General features: G+C 66.3%; 12 protein-coding genes. 7 read left to right on the top strand and 5 right to left on the bottom strand.

Annotated elements, in window-relative coordinates; genetic code table 11:
- Positions 1–10 precede the first annotated feature (10 nt).
- Positions 11–1,822: a long-chain fatty acid--CoA ligase gene (locus tag AOT87_RS14215; RefSeq protein ID WP_057964660.1), complete on the top strand. Its 1,812-nt coding sequence runs from the start codon at positions 11–13 to the stop codon at positions 1,820–1,822.
- Positions 1,823–1,840: 18 nt separating this feature from the next.
- Here the strand turns inward: AOT87_RS14215 and AOT87_RS14210 are convergent, their stop codons facing one another.
- The 4 genes from AOT87_RS14210 to AOT87_RS14195 form a co-directional block, all read right to left on the bottom strand.
- Positions 1,841–2,998, bottom strand: a complete 1,158-nt coding sequence (locus tag AOT87_RS14210) for a glycosyltransferase family 4 protein (protein ID WP_057969197.1) — start codon at positions 2,996–2,998, stop codon at positions 1,841–1,843.
- Positions 2,999–3,003: 5 nt separating this feature from the next.
- Complete coding sequence (locus AOT87_RS14205) at positions 3,004–4,158, bottom strand: hypothetical protein (RefSeq protein WP_057969198.1); 1,155 nt, start codon at positions 4,156–4,158, stop codon at positions 3,004–3,006.
- A 65-nt stretch (positions 4,159–4,223) separates the two neighbouring features.
- Positions 4,224–5,303 (bottom strand): peptidoglycan hydrolase RipC, encoded by a 1,080-nt coding sequence (gene ripC / locus AOT87_RS14200; protein WP_057969148.1) that lies wholly within the window; start codon positions 5,301–5,303, stop codon positions 4,224–4,226.
- Positions 5,304–5,549: 246 nt separating this feature from the next.
- A complete protein-coding gene (locus AOT87_RS14195) occupies positions 5,550–5,771 on the bottom strand; it encodes a hypothetical protein (protein WP_030095468.1) in 222 nt (73 codons plus the stop codon).
- 93 nt (positions 5,772–5,864) lie between these two features.
- Between AOT87_RS14195 and AOT87_RS14190 the strand changes: the two genes are divergently transcribed.
- Together AOT87_RS14190 and AOT87_RS14185 are read left to right on the top strand one after the other, a co-directional pair.
- Complete coding sequence (locus AOT87_RS14190) at positions 5,865–6,617, top strand: class I SAM-dependent methyltransferase (protein ID WP_057969149.1); 753 nt, start codon at positions 5,865–5,867, stop codon at positions 6,615–6,617.
- A 36-nt stretch (positions 6,618–6,653) separates the two neighbouring features.
- Positions 6,654–8,462 carry a DEDD exonuclease domain-containing protein gene (locus AOT87_RS14185; RefSeq protein ID WP_057969150.1) on the top strand — a complete coding sequence of 603 codons (1,809 nt, stop codon included), beginning with the start codon at positions 6,654–6,656 and terminating at the stop codon, positions 8,460–8,462.
- Here the strand turns inward: AOT87_RS14185 and trpD are convergent.
- Complete coding sequence (gene trpD, locus AOT87_RS14180) at positions 8,437–9,507, bottom strand: anthranilate phosphoribosyltransferase (RefSeq protein ID WP_057969151.1); 1,071 nt, start codon at positions 9,505–9,507, stop codon at positions 8,437–8,439. The genes AOT87_RS14185 and trpD overlap by 26 nt on opposite strands.
- 190 nt (positions 9,508–9,697) lie before the next feature.
- On the opposite strand from trpD, the gene AOT87_RS14175 reads away from it, so the two are divergent.
- The 4 genes from AOT87_RS14175 to AOT87_RS14160 are packed head-to-tail and all read left to right on the top strand — an operon-like array spanning position 9,698 to position 14,013.
- Positions 9,698–10,318: a heme-copper oxidase subunit III gene (locus AOT87_RS14175; protein ID WP_044104423.1), complete on the top strand. Its 621-nt coding sequence runs from the start codon at positions 9,698–9,700 to the stop codon at positions 10,316–10,318.
- A 7-nt stretch (positions 10,319–10,325) separates the two neighbouring features.
- On the top strand, positions 10,326–11,198 hold the full coding sequence (locus AOT87_RS14170; protein ID WP_030095463.1) for a cytochrome c: 873 nt from the start codon (positions 10,326–10,328) through the stop codon (positions 11,196–11,198).
- On the top strand, positions 11,195–12,364 hold the full coding sequence (locus tag AOT87_RS14165) for a ubiquinol-cytochrome c reductase iron-sulfur subunit (protein WP_030095462.1): 1,170 nt from the start codon (positions 11,195–11,197) through the stop codon (positions 12,362–12,364). Before AOT87_RS14170 ends, AOT87_RS14165 begins: the two co-directional genes overlap by 4 nt.
- Complete coding sequence (locus AOT87_RS14160; RefSeq protein ID WP_057969152.1) at positions 12,361–14,013, top strand: cytochrome bc complex cytochrome b subunit; 1,653 nt, start codon at positions 12,361–12,363, stop codon at positions 14,011–14,013. Before AOT87_RS14165 ends, AOT87_RS14160 begins: the two co-directional genes overlap by 4 nt.
- Positions 14,014–14,080 lie beyond the last annotated feature (67 nt).

Genomic DNA, 14,080 nt, shown 5'->3' with positions numbered 1-14,080 from the left:
GTCTGAGCAGGTGCGAGAGTTCAGCGTTCCTGCCCCATTCACTGTCGAGGACAACGCATCGGTTGTTCATGCCGTCTACGACTACGAGCGTGAAGACCCCAACCAGGCGGCATTCTCCCGTCTCATCGACGACACGTGGACGCCCGTCACCTACGCGGAGGCCGCCGCGCAGATCCGTGCGGTGGCCAACGGTCTGATCGCCAAGGGCGTGGCGCCCGGGGATCGCGTGGCACTGATCTCGGCGACACGATACGAGTGGACGATCATCGACTACGCAGTGCTGTCGATCGGCGCCATCACGGTTCCCATCTACGAGACGTCCTCGGCCGATCAGGTCCGGTGGGTGCTGCAGGATTCCGCGGCGGTGGCGCTGTTCGTGGAGACCGATGCCCACGCCAAGATCGCCGAAGAACTAGCACCCGAACTCCCCAACCTGCACACCGTGTTTCACATCGCCAGTTCGAGCGCCCCCGCAGCTCTCGATGAGCTCGCCGAGGCTGGATCCAGTGTTGACCCCGCCGAGCTCAGCGGCCGACTCCGCGCCATCAAGGCCAGCGATCCCGCGACTCTCATCTACACCTCGGGAACCACCGGCCGGCCCAAGGGCTGCCAGCTCACCCACTCCAACCTGGTGTACGAAACCCGCGGTGCGCGTGCCGTTTTCCCTGATTACTTGCAGAAGGGCAGCCGGACGCTGATCTTCCTGCCGCTGGCACACGTACTGGCGCGCGGTATCGCGATGGCGTGCTTCCAGTCCAAGGTCAGCGTCGGATTCACCAGTGACATCAAGACGCTGGTACCAACGTTCGGGATCTTCAAGCCCACCTTCATCGTCTCCGTCCCCCGCATCTTCGAAAAGGTGTACAACACCGCTCGCCAGAACGCCCAAAACGACGGCAAGGGAAAGATTTTCGACGCCGCCGCCGACACCGCCGTCGAGTACAGCCAGGCGCTGGACAACGGCGGACCGGGCATCGTGTTGCGCGCCAAGCGCGCCGCCTTCGACAAGCTCGTATACGGCAAGCTGCGCGCGGCACTCGGCGGAGAATGCGTGGCATCGATCTCCGGTGGAGCGCCGCTGGGTGCCCGACTCGGTCACTTCTACCGCGGCGTCGGCCTGACCATCTACGAGGGCTACGGGCTCACCGAAACGACAGCAGCCTGCGCGGTGAACGTGATCGGTGGGCTCAAGATCGGCAGTGTCGGTAGGCCGTTGCCCGGTAACGCCGTGAAGCTCGGCGACGACGGCGAACTTCTGGTGTCCGGCGGCGTCGTGTTCAGCGGGTACTGGAACAACCCGACCGCCACCAGCGAGTCGATCGTGGACGGCTGGTTCCACACCGGCGACCTGGGCGCGATCGATGAGGACGGGTTCGTCACGATCACCGGCCGCAAGAAGGAAATCATCGTCACCGCCGGCGGTAAGAACGTCGCACCCGCGGTGCTGGAGGATCAGCTGCGCGCCCATCCGTTGATCAGTCAGGCGATGGCCGTCGGCGACAAGCAGCCGTTCATCGGTGCGCTCATCACCATTGACCCCGAAGCCATCGACGGCTGGAAGCAGCGCAATGGCAAGCCCGCCGAGGCCACCGTCGCCGACCTGGTCCAGGATCCCGATCTACTCGCGGAGATCGAAACCGCCGTCAAGGCAGCCAATCAGGTTGTCTCCCATGCCGAAGCCATCAAGAAGTTCCGGATCTTGCCGGTTGACTTCACCGAAGCCACTGGCGAGATGACGCCGACGCTCAAGGTGAAGCGCAATGTGGTGGCCGAGAAGTTCGCGGCAGACATCGACGCGATCTACTCGGGGTCACCCGAGTAGATCGCCCATCCCTGGACCTTATGCGGAGCCGCTGACCAACTCGGCGAACCGGGCGGCCTGGTGATCCCAGCGCCAGTTGTCGGTCACCCAGGTGCGCCCCGCCTCCCCCATAGCCGCGGCCCGCACGGGATCGGACAGGATCTGGACGATGGCGTCCGTGATCGCGGGTACCGATCTGCCATCGACGACAAACCCCGTCTCGCCGTCACGCACGGTTTCCGGTGCGCCCCCCGAGTTTCCGGCGACCACCGGGACACCGCACGCCGACGCCTCCAGGAACACTATCCCCAAGCCCTCCACGTCGAGCCCCGCTCCGCGGGTACGGCAGGGCATCGCGAAGACATCGCCCATCGCGTGATGCGCAGGTAGCTCCTCCCATGGCACTCCGCCGGTGAACACCACATGCTCATCAACACCGACTCGACTGGCCAACGCCCGCAACGGTTCCGCGGACGGACCGCCGCCCACGATCACCAGCGCCGCGCCGTCGACGCGCTCCCGGATCGCCGGCAGTGCCTCGATGAGCATGTCTTGCCCCTTACGTGGAACGAGCCGGGAGACGCACACGATGGTCGGCCGCTCGCCGAGCCCGTAGCGGTGGCGCAGCTCCTCGCGTGCCGCGGGGTCGGGGCGAAACCGGCCGGTGTCAACACCGGATGGCAGATGTTCCAGTGCCGCACGCGGACCGAAGGCCGCGGCGAAGCGTCTGCGTGTGTAGCGGCTGACATAGGTGATGACATCGGTGCTCTCGCCGATCTGCCGCAGGGCAGACCGTGCCACCGGGAGCATCGACCAGCCGACCTCGTGCCCGTGCGTGCTGGCGGCTGTTACGGCGGCTCCCGCCGCCTTGGCGGCCGACGACAACAGTGCCAATGGCGCGGCCGCGCCGAACCACACCACGTCGGAGTGCTGCGATCTGATGAGATCCACCATGCGCTGGCGGACACCAGGGCTCGGAAGCATCAACGAGGTCGGGTGCCGCACCACCTGATAGTCGGCCGCGGCGTCGTATCGCTCGCATCCTTTCCACCGCGGCGCATAGACGGTCACCTCATGCGATCCGGCCAGGTGGGTCACCAGCTCTTGCAGGTAGGACTGAATACCCCCGGGCCTGGGCGGAAAATCGTTGGTGACCAACAGGATCCGTTGCCTCGGGCCGCCAGGCTGAAATGTCACGACGCCTACCGTAGTGGACGGGAGCCGAGCCAGCTCTGCCACTGCCTTACCAGTGTCGCCTCGTCGATGCCCAATGCCTGCTGGATGGCCACACCCGCCGCACTCGGCGAGATGCCGGCCCCATACCGGTACAGCTGTACCAGCTTCGGTTCGCCGAAGGTTTCGGCCACGTACTGGGCCACCGACCAAGCCTCCTCGTACGCCTGTGTGCGTTTCGTTCCCGGACTCCCGAGGTCGTCGTCAGTGGGTAGATGGTCCGGAATCCGTCCCGCGGCAAGAGCACTGGCCAGTGTGGGTGCCGCGTTCCGAAAGGGGGTACCGCTGCCGCGGCGCCCGTTGTAATCGGCCACCCCCTCCACCAACCAGAGAGGTGCGTGATCGCCGGTGACCGTACGGGCGGCGGCATGGAAGAGCTCATGACGCAGCACCACACGGAACTGATCCGGTGGCAGTCCTGCCGAGCCCGGTGCAAAAATCACCCGTTGCCCCACCGCGACTCCGCTCTCGACACGGTCGGCGACGGCGGCGGCGGCTATTCCATCGGTATCTTCGCCCCCGACAAGAGCAGCGAATTCGGCGTCTGTATCTGCCGCGACCAGTAGCACTCCCGCCTGCCACTGCGGTCCCCAGAATTCCGACAGCGCCGTCAATGCTCCGGCGATCTCGCCGGCAAGACGTGGCGCCACCGCCGAACCGGGATGCCCGAGCACCACCACCTCCCGGTCCCCCATCCTGCTGCGCGTCTCCACTGCGGGCGCGAACTGCCACGGCACCGCGACCGCGCCGGCGTCGACCAACCGCCAGGCGTCGTTGTCGTGCAGCACTCCGACGGTGGCAGGGCGCCGGACCGCAACCTTGTCCACTCCGCTGACCGCATAGAACAGCGCCACATCCAATGTCCATTGCTGTTGCGGTGCAACAGGATCGGCCGGGACGTCGGCGGCCAGCCGATACTCGAATGTGTCTGTCTTCAGCCCCGATAGGTTCTTCTGCAGCCGCCGCTGCGCCTGCTGGGGTCCGCCGGGAATGAAGACGGCATCCAGTGCCGCGATATCACCACTGCGCAAGCTCGCGGAGTAGCGCGTCAGCAGTGCCTGAATCGCTGCACGCACATCGGTGGCCGGCGCGGCGGGCTGTGCACGACAACCGCAGAGAATCAGCAGAACCACTGTGAGCAGCGATGTCCAGCGTGCTCCCCCGGACACCCGCGCGCGACGGCCGCGGCTCAGTAGCGGCGCGCGTTGTAGATCGGGCCGGAGGAGGTGATCGGCGCGACTGCGACGGGAACACCATAGGTGGAGGCGTGCACCATCATGCCGTTGCCGACATAGATACCGGTGTGTGAGGCGTCCCCATAGAAGTTGATGACATCACCCGGCTGCAGATCACTCAGCGCCACGGGCGTGCCACCACGGGCGAGCGCCTGGCTGGAGTGCGGCAGCGATACACCCTGCTGCCCGTAGGCCCACATCACCAGGCCCGAGCAGTCGAAGGCGTTGGGTCCGGAACCGCCCCACGAGTAGGGCGCGCCGATCCGGGTCAACGCCGCGGCTACGGCGTTCGCACCGACGGCCGAACCTCCACCACCGACGGCGACTTCCGGCGCGGGCGCAGCGGCCGCAGCCTGCATCAGCGGCTCGGGAGCGTCCGGGGCCTCGCCCGGCTCGGCCGGAGGTGGCGGGGGCACGGGTGCCAGTGCCGCCAGCTGAGCGCGCTGGCCGGGGTTCAGGGTGTTGTACTGCGACTTGACGACCGCGATCTGCACCTGCAGCTGACTCTGCTTGGCCTGCAGCGAGGCGCGAACATTCTTGGCCTGTTCGGCGGCCACCCGGGCCTGCTCGACGGCGTCACGGGACCGTTGCTCGGCTTCATCCGCCGAGGACTGCGCGGCGCGGTAGCTGTCCATCCGGCTACGCATCTCGGTTCCCACCGTGCGCTGCACCGACAACTGGTCGATGAGGTTCTGCGGAGAGTCGGAGGTCAGCACGGCGCCGTAGCCGCTGGTGTTACCACCCATGTACGCAGCGACCATCGCCTTGTTGACGTCAACTTGGTACGTGGAGACCGCCATGCGCGCAGCCTTCGCGACAGCCTCATCGGCGAGAACCGCCTTCTCGGCATCACGCTGAGCCGCCAGCTTGGCGTCGAGATCAATCTTCGCCGAGTTAGCTGCTTCGGAGGTTGCCTCAGCCTGGCGAGACAGCTCGTTGAGCTTCTTCACGGCGTCGTTGTTGGGGTCGGCACTCGCAACCTGGCCACCCGCAAATACCCCGCCGACCAGCGCGGCAGCAGTCATTGCAAGCATCGTGCGCCGGAGAGGTGAGGGCGTCGATCGATCCGAATGATTTCGAAGAAGACGCCCGACACTCAAGACAACATCCCTTTACTGCAATGTGATCGCCGCAAACTACGGCGCCAATAGGTCTCAGATAGGTTACGAAATGGCATCGACGTTGTCCACCGCAGTGGGAAACGACGTCAGTGTCGCGTAAGTGTCGGTTCTCCTCCCCGTTCCCGGGGTGGGCCATCAAGCACCTGTTTCGAGTGTGCCCTATGCGACTCCGGCATCGGGCGTCTTCGCCGAATCAGGCGTGTCGTAGGTGCGCTGAATCGGCACCAGACGCAGCCTGGGCGCCATCCCGGCCTCGGCCAGCACAGCCAGCGCCGCACGTTCATCGTCGGCAAGCCTCTGAGGCACCCCCAGCAGCACGCTGACCACGCAGTCATCGCATCCCGGGCCGCGCATCGCGCAATCGTCGCAATCGATAAGCATGGCTCCTCCTTTCCCATCAGTCGTTTCTTTCGGGTTCAGGCGGACGGTAACTGCGCCCACCGACAAGTAGGCGTCGCCTGGCACCCTTGCGGTATGACGGAACAGTCGCAACCAGCGCATACCGACCGCCGCCGGGCCGAATCGTTTGGGGGCTCCGCCGACGCCTACGACCGTCACCGCCCCCGGTACCCGCAACCCCTGATCGACGAGCTTGTGTCCGGTGGTCATACCCGCGCCCTCGATGTGGGAGCGGGAACCGGGATCGCGGCGGCACAACTGGCCGCGGCCGGCGCCGAGGTGCTGGCCGTTGAACCGGACGCACGCATGGCACAGATCGCGGCCGCCAAGAGCATCGACGTCGAGGTGGCCACGTTCGAGGACTGGCAGCCGGCCGGCCGGACATTCGACCTCGTGCTCTTCGCGCAGTCCTTCCACTGGGTCGAGCCCACCGCGGCGCTGCGGAAGGTGTTGACCGTGCTTCGCCCGGGAGGCCGCCTCGCACTGGTGTGGAACCGCATCGTGCCAACCTCCCCGACCCAGCAGGACCTGGACACCGTCTACGCCGATTTCATGGACACCACCAAGCGCCCCTCCATCAACACCGAGGACACCGTCTCGGCGACCATCGAGAAATCGGGCTACCACGTGCGCCACTCGCACTTCCTGGACCGCCCGCACTTCTCCACACAGGCGTACCTGGACATGGTCTTCACCTACTCCAATCACCTCACCCTGGATGCCGCCGCGCGCAGCGTGTTGCGGTCCCGGCTCGAGGAGACGATCGGCGACCGTGGCGTCGACACCACCAACGACGCGCTCGCGTTGATCTGTACCCCCGTGGCGTGACCCCGGTATGTCGGTCCCGGGTCATACGGTCAGGTCATGACGCAGCTGACCTTCGATGGGGTGCACTCCTCACCGGGGTCGTCGGCGCAAGCCCCGTCGGCACAAGCACTGCGTGACACCACCTTTGTGGTGGTAGACCTGGAGACGACCGGCGGAAGCGCGGAAAACGACGCGATCACCGAGATCGGCGCGGTCAAGGTGCGCGGCGGCGAGGTGCTCGGAGAACTGGCCACCCTGGTCGACCCGAAGCGATCGCTGCCGCCACAGATCGTCCGCCTCACCGGCATCACCTCGGCCATGCTGGTGGACGCTCCGCCCATCGAACAGGTGCTGCCGACGTTTCTCGAATTCGCCCGCGGGGCAGTACTTGTCGCACATAACGCCGGCTTCGATATCGGTTTCCTCAAGGCAGCGGCGCGGCAGTGTGGGATCGACTGGCCGCAGCCCACGGTGCTGTGCACGGTCCGGCTGGCCCGCCGGGTGCTGACCCGAGACGAGGCACCACGGGTCAGCCTGGGCGCGCTGGCTCAGCTACTCGGCGCATCGACCACTCCCAATCACCGGGCCCTGGATGACGCCCGGGCCACCGTCGACGTGCTGCATGCCTTGATCGGCCGGGTGGGCAACCAGGGCGTCGACACCATGGCAGAGCTGCACCGGTACCGCACCCAAGTGCCCAACGCCTTGCGGGGCAAACGTTCACTTGCCGATGGAATGCCTTACGCCCCAGGCGTTTACCTGTTTCGCGGGCCGTCCGGCGAGGTGCTGTACGTGGGCACCGCGGTCAACCTGCGCCGACGGGTGCAGCAGTACTTCACCGGCGCGGACCCGCGAGGCCGGATGCGCGAGATGGTCACCATCGCCACCTCGGTGGACCACGTGACGTGTGCGCACCCGCTGGAGGCCGCGGTTCGCGAGCTGCGACTGCTGGGTGCCCACGCACCGCCGTACAACAGGAAGTCGCGATTCCCGCATCGCTGGTGGTGGGTGGTGCTCACCGAGGAACCATTCCCCCGTTTCGCCGTGGTCCGGACCACGAACGGGCGCCGGATGCTGGGCCCGTTTCGTGCCCGGGGTGATGCCACGGCCGCCGCCCTGGCGCTGGCCCGGTTCACCGGCGTGCGTACGTGTGCCGCGCGTATCGGGGCCACGGGGCGGCACGGTCCCGCCTGCAACGGCCAGTCCTACCCACACGACACCGCCTCCCCGTGCCCGGCCCCCGCTGGCATGGACGCCGCCGAATATGGGGACGCCCTCATGACCGCGCAGGCGGTCCTCAACGGCACCGAGGGACAACCGCTGCACGTCATGTGTGACCGAGTTGCCGAGCTCGGTGCGCTGCGCCGCTATGAAAGCGCCGCGCGGCAACGTGACGCGACGGCCGCCCTCATCGAGGCACTGGCCCGTCAGCACCGCCTGCGGGCCCTCGCGCGCATCGAGGAGCTGATCGCCGCGCGTCCCGACGGTGAGGGCGGATGGCAGATCGCGGTGATGCGACATGGTCAGCTGGCCGGTGCCGCGGTCGCGCGCCGCAGTGTCCCCCCGATGCCGGTGGTGGCGGCCGCATCCGCGTCGGCCCAGGTGGTGCTGCCGTCTGCCGAACCGTTCGGCGGGGCCGCGCCCGAGGAGACCGGACTGATCACCCGTTGGCTGGCCGAGCCCGGGGTACGCATCGTGTCCTCGACCGGCGGTTATGCCGAACCCACGGGATGTTCAGGGCCCCTGCGAGATTGGGCCTCGACCGCACGCAGCGCGCGCATGGCCAGCGCCGTCCTCCGTGACGACTGGGGCATGGCCGAGCTGATCAGGCCCGGACTTTCTACTGCGCCCCGAGCCGTTGGCTGACGACGATCCACCTGTCCAGCAGCGCGGCCGCCGCGCCGGAGTCGATCGCGGTGGACACCCGGGTCAGCGCGTCCTCCCAGGCAGGCACCCATTGGGCGTCGCTGGCCAGCCCGGCGTGCGCGACCATGGCGCCCGCGGCGTTGAGCACCACCGCATCCCGGACGGCACCGGTGCGCCCCCCAAGCACCGCCCGTACCTCCGCGGCATTGAACTCCGGATCGCCGCCGACGAGCTCCTCGAGCCGGGCTCGCGCGAAACCGAACGCCGCCGGATCGAACCGCAGCGTGTCAACCGTGCCCGCCTGAACCCGCCAGATGGTGCTGGTCGTGGTGGTAGTCAGCTCGTCGAGCCCGTCGTCACCATGCACCACCAGCACGCTGGATCCACGTCCGGCGAAGACACCCGCCGTCACCTCCGCCAGATCGGCGAACGCGCAGCCGATCAGGCCCGCCCGCGGACGGGCCGGGTTCGTCAGCGGGCCAAGCAAATTGAACACCGTGGGGATACCGATCTCGCGACGCACCACGGAGGCATACCTGTAGGACGGATGAAAATGTGGCGCGAAGCAGAAGCCGATCCCCACCTCGGCAACGCTGCGCATCACCGCTTCGGGCCCCAGATCGATACGTACGCCCAGCGTCTCCAGCGTGTCGGCGCCACCGGCCAGTGAGGACGCCGCGCGGTTGCCGTGCTTGACCACCGGCACTCCGCACGCCGCCACCACAATGGACGCCATGGTGGACAGGTTCACCGTGTTCGCGCCGTCACCCCCGGTGCCGACGATGTCCACGGCGTTCGCGCCGATCTGGCCGTCCGGTCCGTCCGACGGAAATTCGATTGCGTGCGACAGCATGGTGTCGGCCAGCTCACCGACCTCATCGGAGGTTGGGCGCTTCATCCGCATCGACACCCCGAAGGCCGCGATCTGAGCGGGGGTGGCCGCGCCGGTCATGATCTGGTCCATGGCCCAGGCCGCTTGACCCGCGGACAGGTCGCGACGGTTGGTCAGCTCGCCCAGTACCTGGGGCCAGGAATGTTCCAGCACGCCGCAAATGGTCCCACGGAGACAATCCGGACAACAAAGGACTAAATGCCTCCCAGGCGGGCCGCGACACGCCGGACGCAGGTCACCGGCACCACTCTCATCAGAGGCCACACCCGTTGTCGGGAGTCGGTCACAAATCAATGTCGGACCCGGGTGGCTCTCGACAACTACAAAGCGTCATACTTACGACGTGACGACCGCAGCAGCCCCAGGATCGCCGGCGGGAACCGCCATTACCCAGCGGGTTCATTCACTGAACCGGCCCAATATGGTGAGTGTTGGCACCATTGTGTGGCTTTCCAGTGAGTTGATGTTCTTTGCTGGACTCTTTGCGTTCTACTTCACCGCCCGGGCGCAGTCCGGTGGCAACTGGCCGCCGGAGCCCACCGAGCTGAACTTGGGTCTTGCCATCCCCGTGACCGCCGTGCTGGTCGCCTCATCCTTCACCTGTCAGATGGGTGTGTTCGCTGCAGAGCGCGGCGATGTTTTCGGGCTGCGCCGCTGGTACGTCATCACTCTCATCATGGGCACCTTCTTCGTCCTCGGACAGGGCTACGAGTACATGAACCTCGTGCACGAGGGCACCACCATCGCCAGCAGCGCCTATGGCTCAACCTTCTACCTGGCCACCGGCTTCCACGGTCTGCACGTCATCGGCGGTCTGGTCGCATTCGTCTACCTCCTGATTCGCACCCGGATGAGCAAGTTCACTCCGGCCCAGGCCACCTCCGCGATCGTCGTGTCCTACTACTGGCACTTCGTCGACATCGTGTGGGTCGCATTGTTCGCCACCATCTACTTTGTCCGCTGACAGCCCCATGACGAAGCCCAACCCGGTGAAGGGAGCCCCACAGTTGAGCGTGGAGCCCGTAAACAACACAGCCGCCAAGAATCGCGCGCGCCGCAAGTTCCGCCGTCGCATCTCAGCAGGTTTGCTGCTGCTGATCGCGCTGGTGGTTGCCGGTGGCTTGGCCTCTACCTTCACGCCCACCCCGCAGGTCGCGGTGGCCGACGAAGACAAGTCGGCGCTGCTGCGTACCGGTAAGCAGCTGTACGAAACCTCGTGCATCACCTGTCACGGCGCCAACCTGCAGGGTGTGCCCGACCGCGGCCCCAGCCTCATCGGCGTGGGTGACGCGGCCGTCTACTTCCAGGTGTCCACCGGCCGTATGCCGGCGATGCGCAACGAGGCCCAGGCCCAGCGCAAGGACCCGATCTTCGACGAGGAGCAGACCGACGCCCTCGGTGCCTACATCCAGGCCAATGGCGGCGGACCCCAGGTCATCCGCGACGGCGACGGCGCGATTGCTCAGGAGTCGCTGCGCGGCAACAACATCGCTCGAGGTGGCGATCTGTTCCGGTTGAACTGCGCGTCCTGCCACAACTTCACCGGACGCGGCGGCGCCCTCTCGTCAGGCAAGTTCGCCCCCGAGCTCGACCCGGCCAATGAGCAGCAGATCTACACCGCCATGCTGACCGGCCCACAGAACATGCCCAAGTTCTCCGACCGTCAGCTGACCCCCGAGGAGAAGCGGGACATCGTCGCCTACGTCAAGGCGTCGAGCGAGACCCCCGACCCGGGTGGTTACGGCCTGGGCGGCTTCGGGCCGGCTTCTGAGGGCATGGCCATTTGGATCATCGGCATCGTCGCCGCCATTGCCGCGGCACTGTGGATTGGAGCGCGCGCGTGAGTGGCGATCCCAAAGTAGAGATTCCCTCCGACGAGCAGCTCGCGGCCATGAGCCGCGATGAGCTGGTCAAGCTGGGCACCAACCTCGACGGTGTCGAGATCGTCTACCGCGAACCACGTTGGCCCGTCGAGGGCACCAAGGCCGAGAAGCGCGCCGAGCGTCTAGTCGCCCTGTGGTTCGCGCTCGGTGGTGTGTTCGGTCTGGCCCTGCTCGGGGTGTTCCTGTTCTGGCCTTGGGAGTACAAGCCGTTCGGGGATCCGGGCAACGCCATGTACAACCTGGCGACGCCGCTGTACGGCCTGACCCTGGGCCTGTCGGTGCTCTCGCTGGGTATCGGCGCGGTGCTCTACACCAAGAAGTTTGTCCCCCAGGAGATCTCGATCCAGGACCGCCACGACGGCCCGGGCTCATCCGAGGTGGACCGTAAGACCATCGTCGCGCAGCTGCAGGACACCCTGGAGACCTCGACACTCCCCCGCCGCAAGATGGTGATCCGGGCCCTCGGGTTCGGCGTCGGCGCCATGGGGGCCGGCACCGCGGTCGCCTTCATCGGTGGCTTGATCAAGAACCCCTGGGCCCCCGTGGTCCCGACCGCCAACGGCAAGCAGCCGGTGCTGCTCACCAGCGGCTGGACCCCGCGGTACAAGGGTGAAACCATCTACCTCGGCCGGGCCGTGGGCAGCAGCTCCCAAATCCTGCTGAAGATCCGGCCCGAGGACATCGACGCCGGTGGCATGGAGACCGTGTTCCCGTGGCGCGAGTCCGATGGCGACGGCACCACCGTCGAATCGCACGAGAAGCTGTCGCATATCGCCATGGGCGTGCGTAACCCGGTGATGATCATCCGGGTGCGGCCCAGCGACATGGGCAAGGTGATCAAGCGCAAGGGACAGGAAAGCTTCAACTACGGCGACCTGTTCGCGTACACCAAGATCTGCTCGCACCTGGGTTGCCCCACATCACTTTTTGAGCAGCAGACCTACCGCATCCTGTGCCCGTGCCACCAGTCGCAGTTCGACGCACTGCACTTCGCCAAGCCCATCTTCGGGCCGGCCGCCCGTGCGCTGGCACAGCTGCCGATCACCGTCGACAAGGACGGATACCTCGTCGCCAATGGCGACTTCGTTGAACCCGTCGGACCCGCATTCTGGGAGCGCAAATCATGAGTGACACAGCCCAAAAGCCGTCACGTCTAGGCAAGATCGCCGCCGCCCAGGGCGAGGCGATGGACTCTCGGTATCACCTCGCCGCCGGAATGAAGCGGCAGATCAACAAGGTCTTCCCCACGCACTGGTCGTTCATGCTCGGTGAGATCGCGCTGTACAGCTTCATCATCCTGCTGCTCTCGGGTGTGTACCTGACCCTGTTCTTCGACCCGTCGATGGCCGAGGTCACCTACAACGGCGTCTACCAGCCGCTGCGCGGTGTGCAGATGTCCAAGGCGTACGAGACCGCGCTGAACATCAGCTTCGAGGTGCGCGGCGGCCTCTTCGTGCGACAGATCCACCACTGGGCGGCGCTGATGTTCGCGGCCTCGATCATGGTGCACCTGGCCCGCATCTTCTTCACGGGCGCATTCCGCCGCCCCCGCGAGGCCAACTGGGTCATCGGCTCGCTGCTGCTGATTCTGGCGATGTTCGAGGGCTACTTCGGCTACTCGCTGCCCGACGACCTGCTCTCCGGTATCGGTCTGCGCGCCGCGATGTCCTCGATCACCTTGGGCATCCCGGTCGTCGGCACCTGGATGCACTGGGCGCTGTTCGGCGGCGACTTCCCCGGCAACATCTGGATCCCGCGCATGTACGCGCTGCACATCCTGTTGATCCCCGCGATCATCCTGGCGCTCATCGCCGTTCACCTGGCGCTGGTGTGGTACCAGAAGCACACGCAGTTCCCCGGACCGGGCGCCAAGGAAACCAATGTCGTCGGCGTGCGCATCCTGCCGGTGTTCGCACTCAAGGGTGGAGCGTTCTTCGCCTTCACCACCGCCATCCTGGCGCTGATGAGTGGCCTGCTGCAGATCAACCCCATCTGGTTGCTGGGCCCCTACAAGCCCTCGCAGGTCTCGGCGGGCAGCCAGCCCGACTTCTACATGCAATGGACAGAGGGCCTGGCCCGTCTGTGGCCCGCATGGGAGCTGTACATCTTCGGGCACACCGTGCCCGCGGTGTTCGCGGTGGCGATCATCATGGGTGTGGTGTTCGGTCTGCTGACCATGTACCCATTCATCGAGAAGAAGCTGACCGGCGACGATGCGCATCACAACCTGCTGCAGCGTCCGCGTGACGCTCCGGTCCGCACCGCCATCGGCGCGGCGGCGATCTCGTTCTACATGATCCTGACGCTGGCCGCGATGAACGACATCATCGCGTTGAAGTTCCATATCTCGCTGAACGCGACAACCTGGATCGGCCGTATCGGCATGGTCATCTTGCCAATCGTCGTGTACTACCTGGCCTACCGCTGGGCCATCGGCCTGCAACGCAGCGACCGCGCAGTACTCGAACACGGCATCGAGACCGGCATCATCAAGCGACTACCGCACGGTGAATACATCGAGCTGCACCAGCCACTGGCCGGTGTCGACGAGCACGGCCACGCCATCCCGCTGGAATACCAGGGCGCCGCAGTGCCACAACGCATGAACAAGCTCGGATCGGCCGGCGCACCCGGCACCGGCTCGTTCCTGTTCGCCGACCCCGCCGACGAACAAGCCGCACTGGTGCAAGCCGAACACGAGGCGCACCACAAGTCGCTGCTCGCTCTGAAGGAGTACCAGGACGGCGAGCCGGCAACAAACGGTCACGGCCACTAGAAGTCAGTTCGACAGTGGGGCCCCGCACATGAAAAAGTGTGCGGGGCCCCACTGCTTTACCCTGGCC

This window comes from Mycobacteroides sp. H003 (assembly GCF_001440135.1).
In the GTDB taxonomy this organism is placed as follows: domain Bacteria; phylum Actinomycetota; class Actinomycetes; order Mycobacteriales; family Mycobacteriaceae; genus Mycobacterium; species Mycobacterium gwanakae.
The sequence above is the reverse complement of the archived record's forward strand: the minus strand, read 5'-3'. Positions and strand labels throughout refer to the sequence as shown.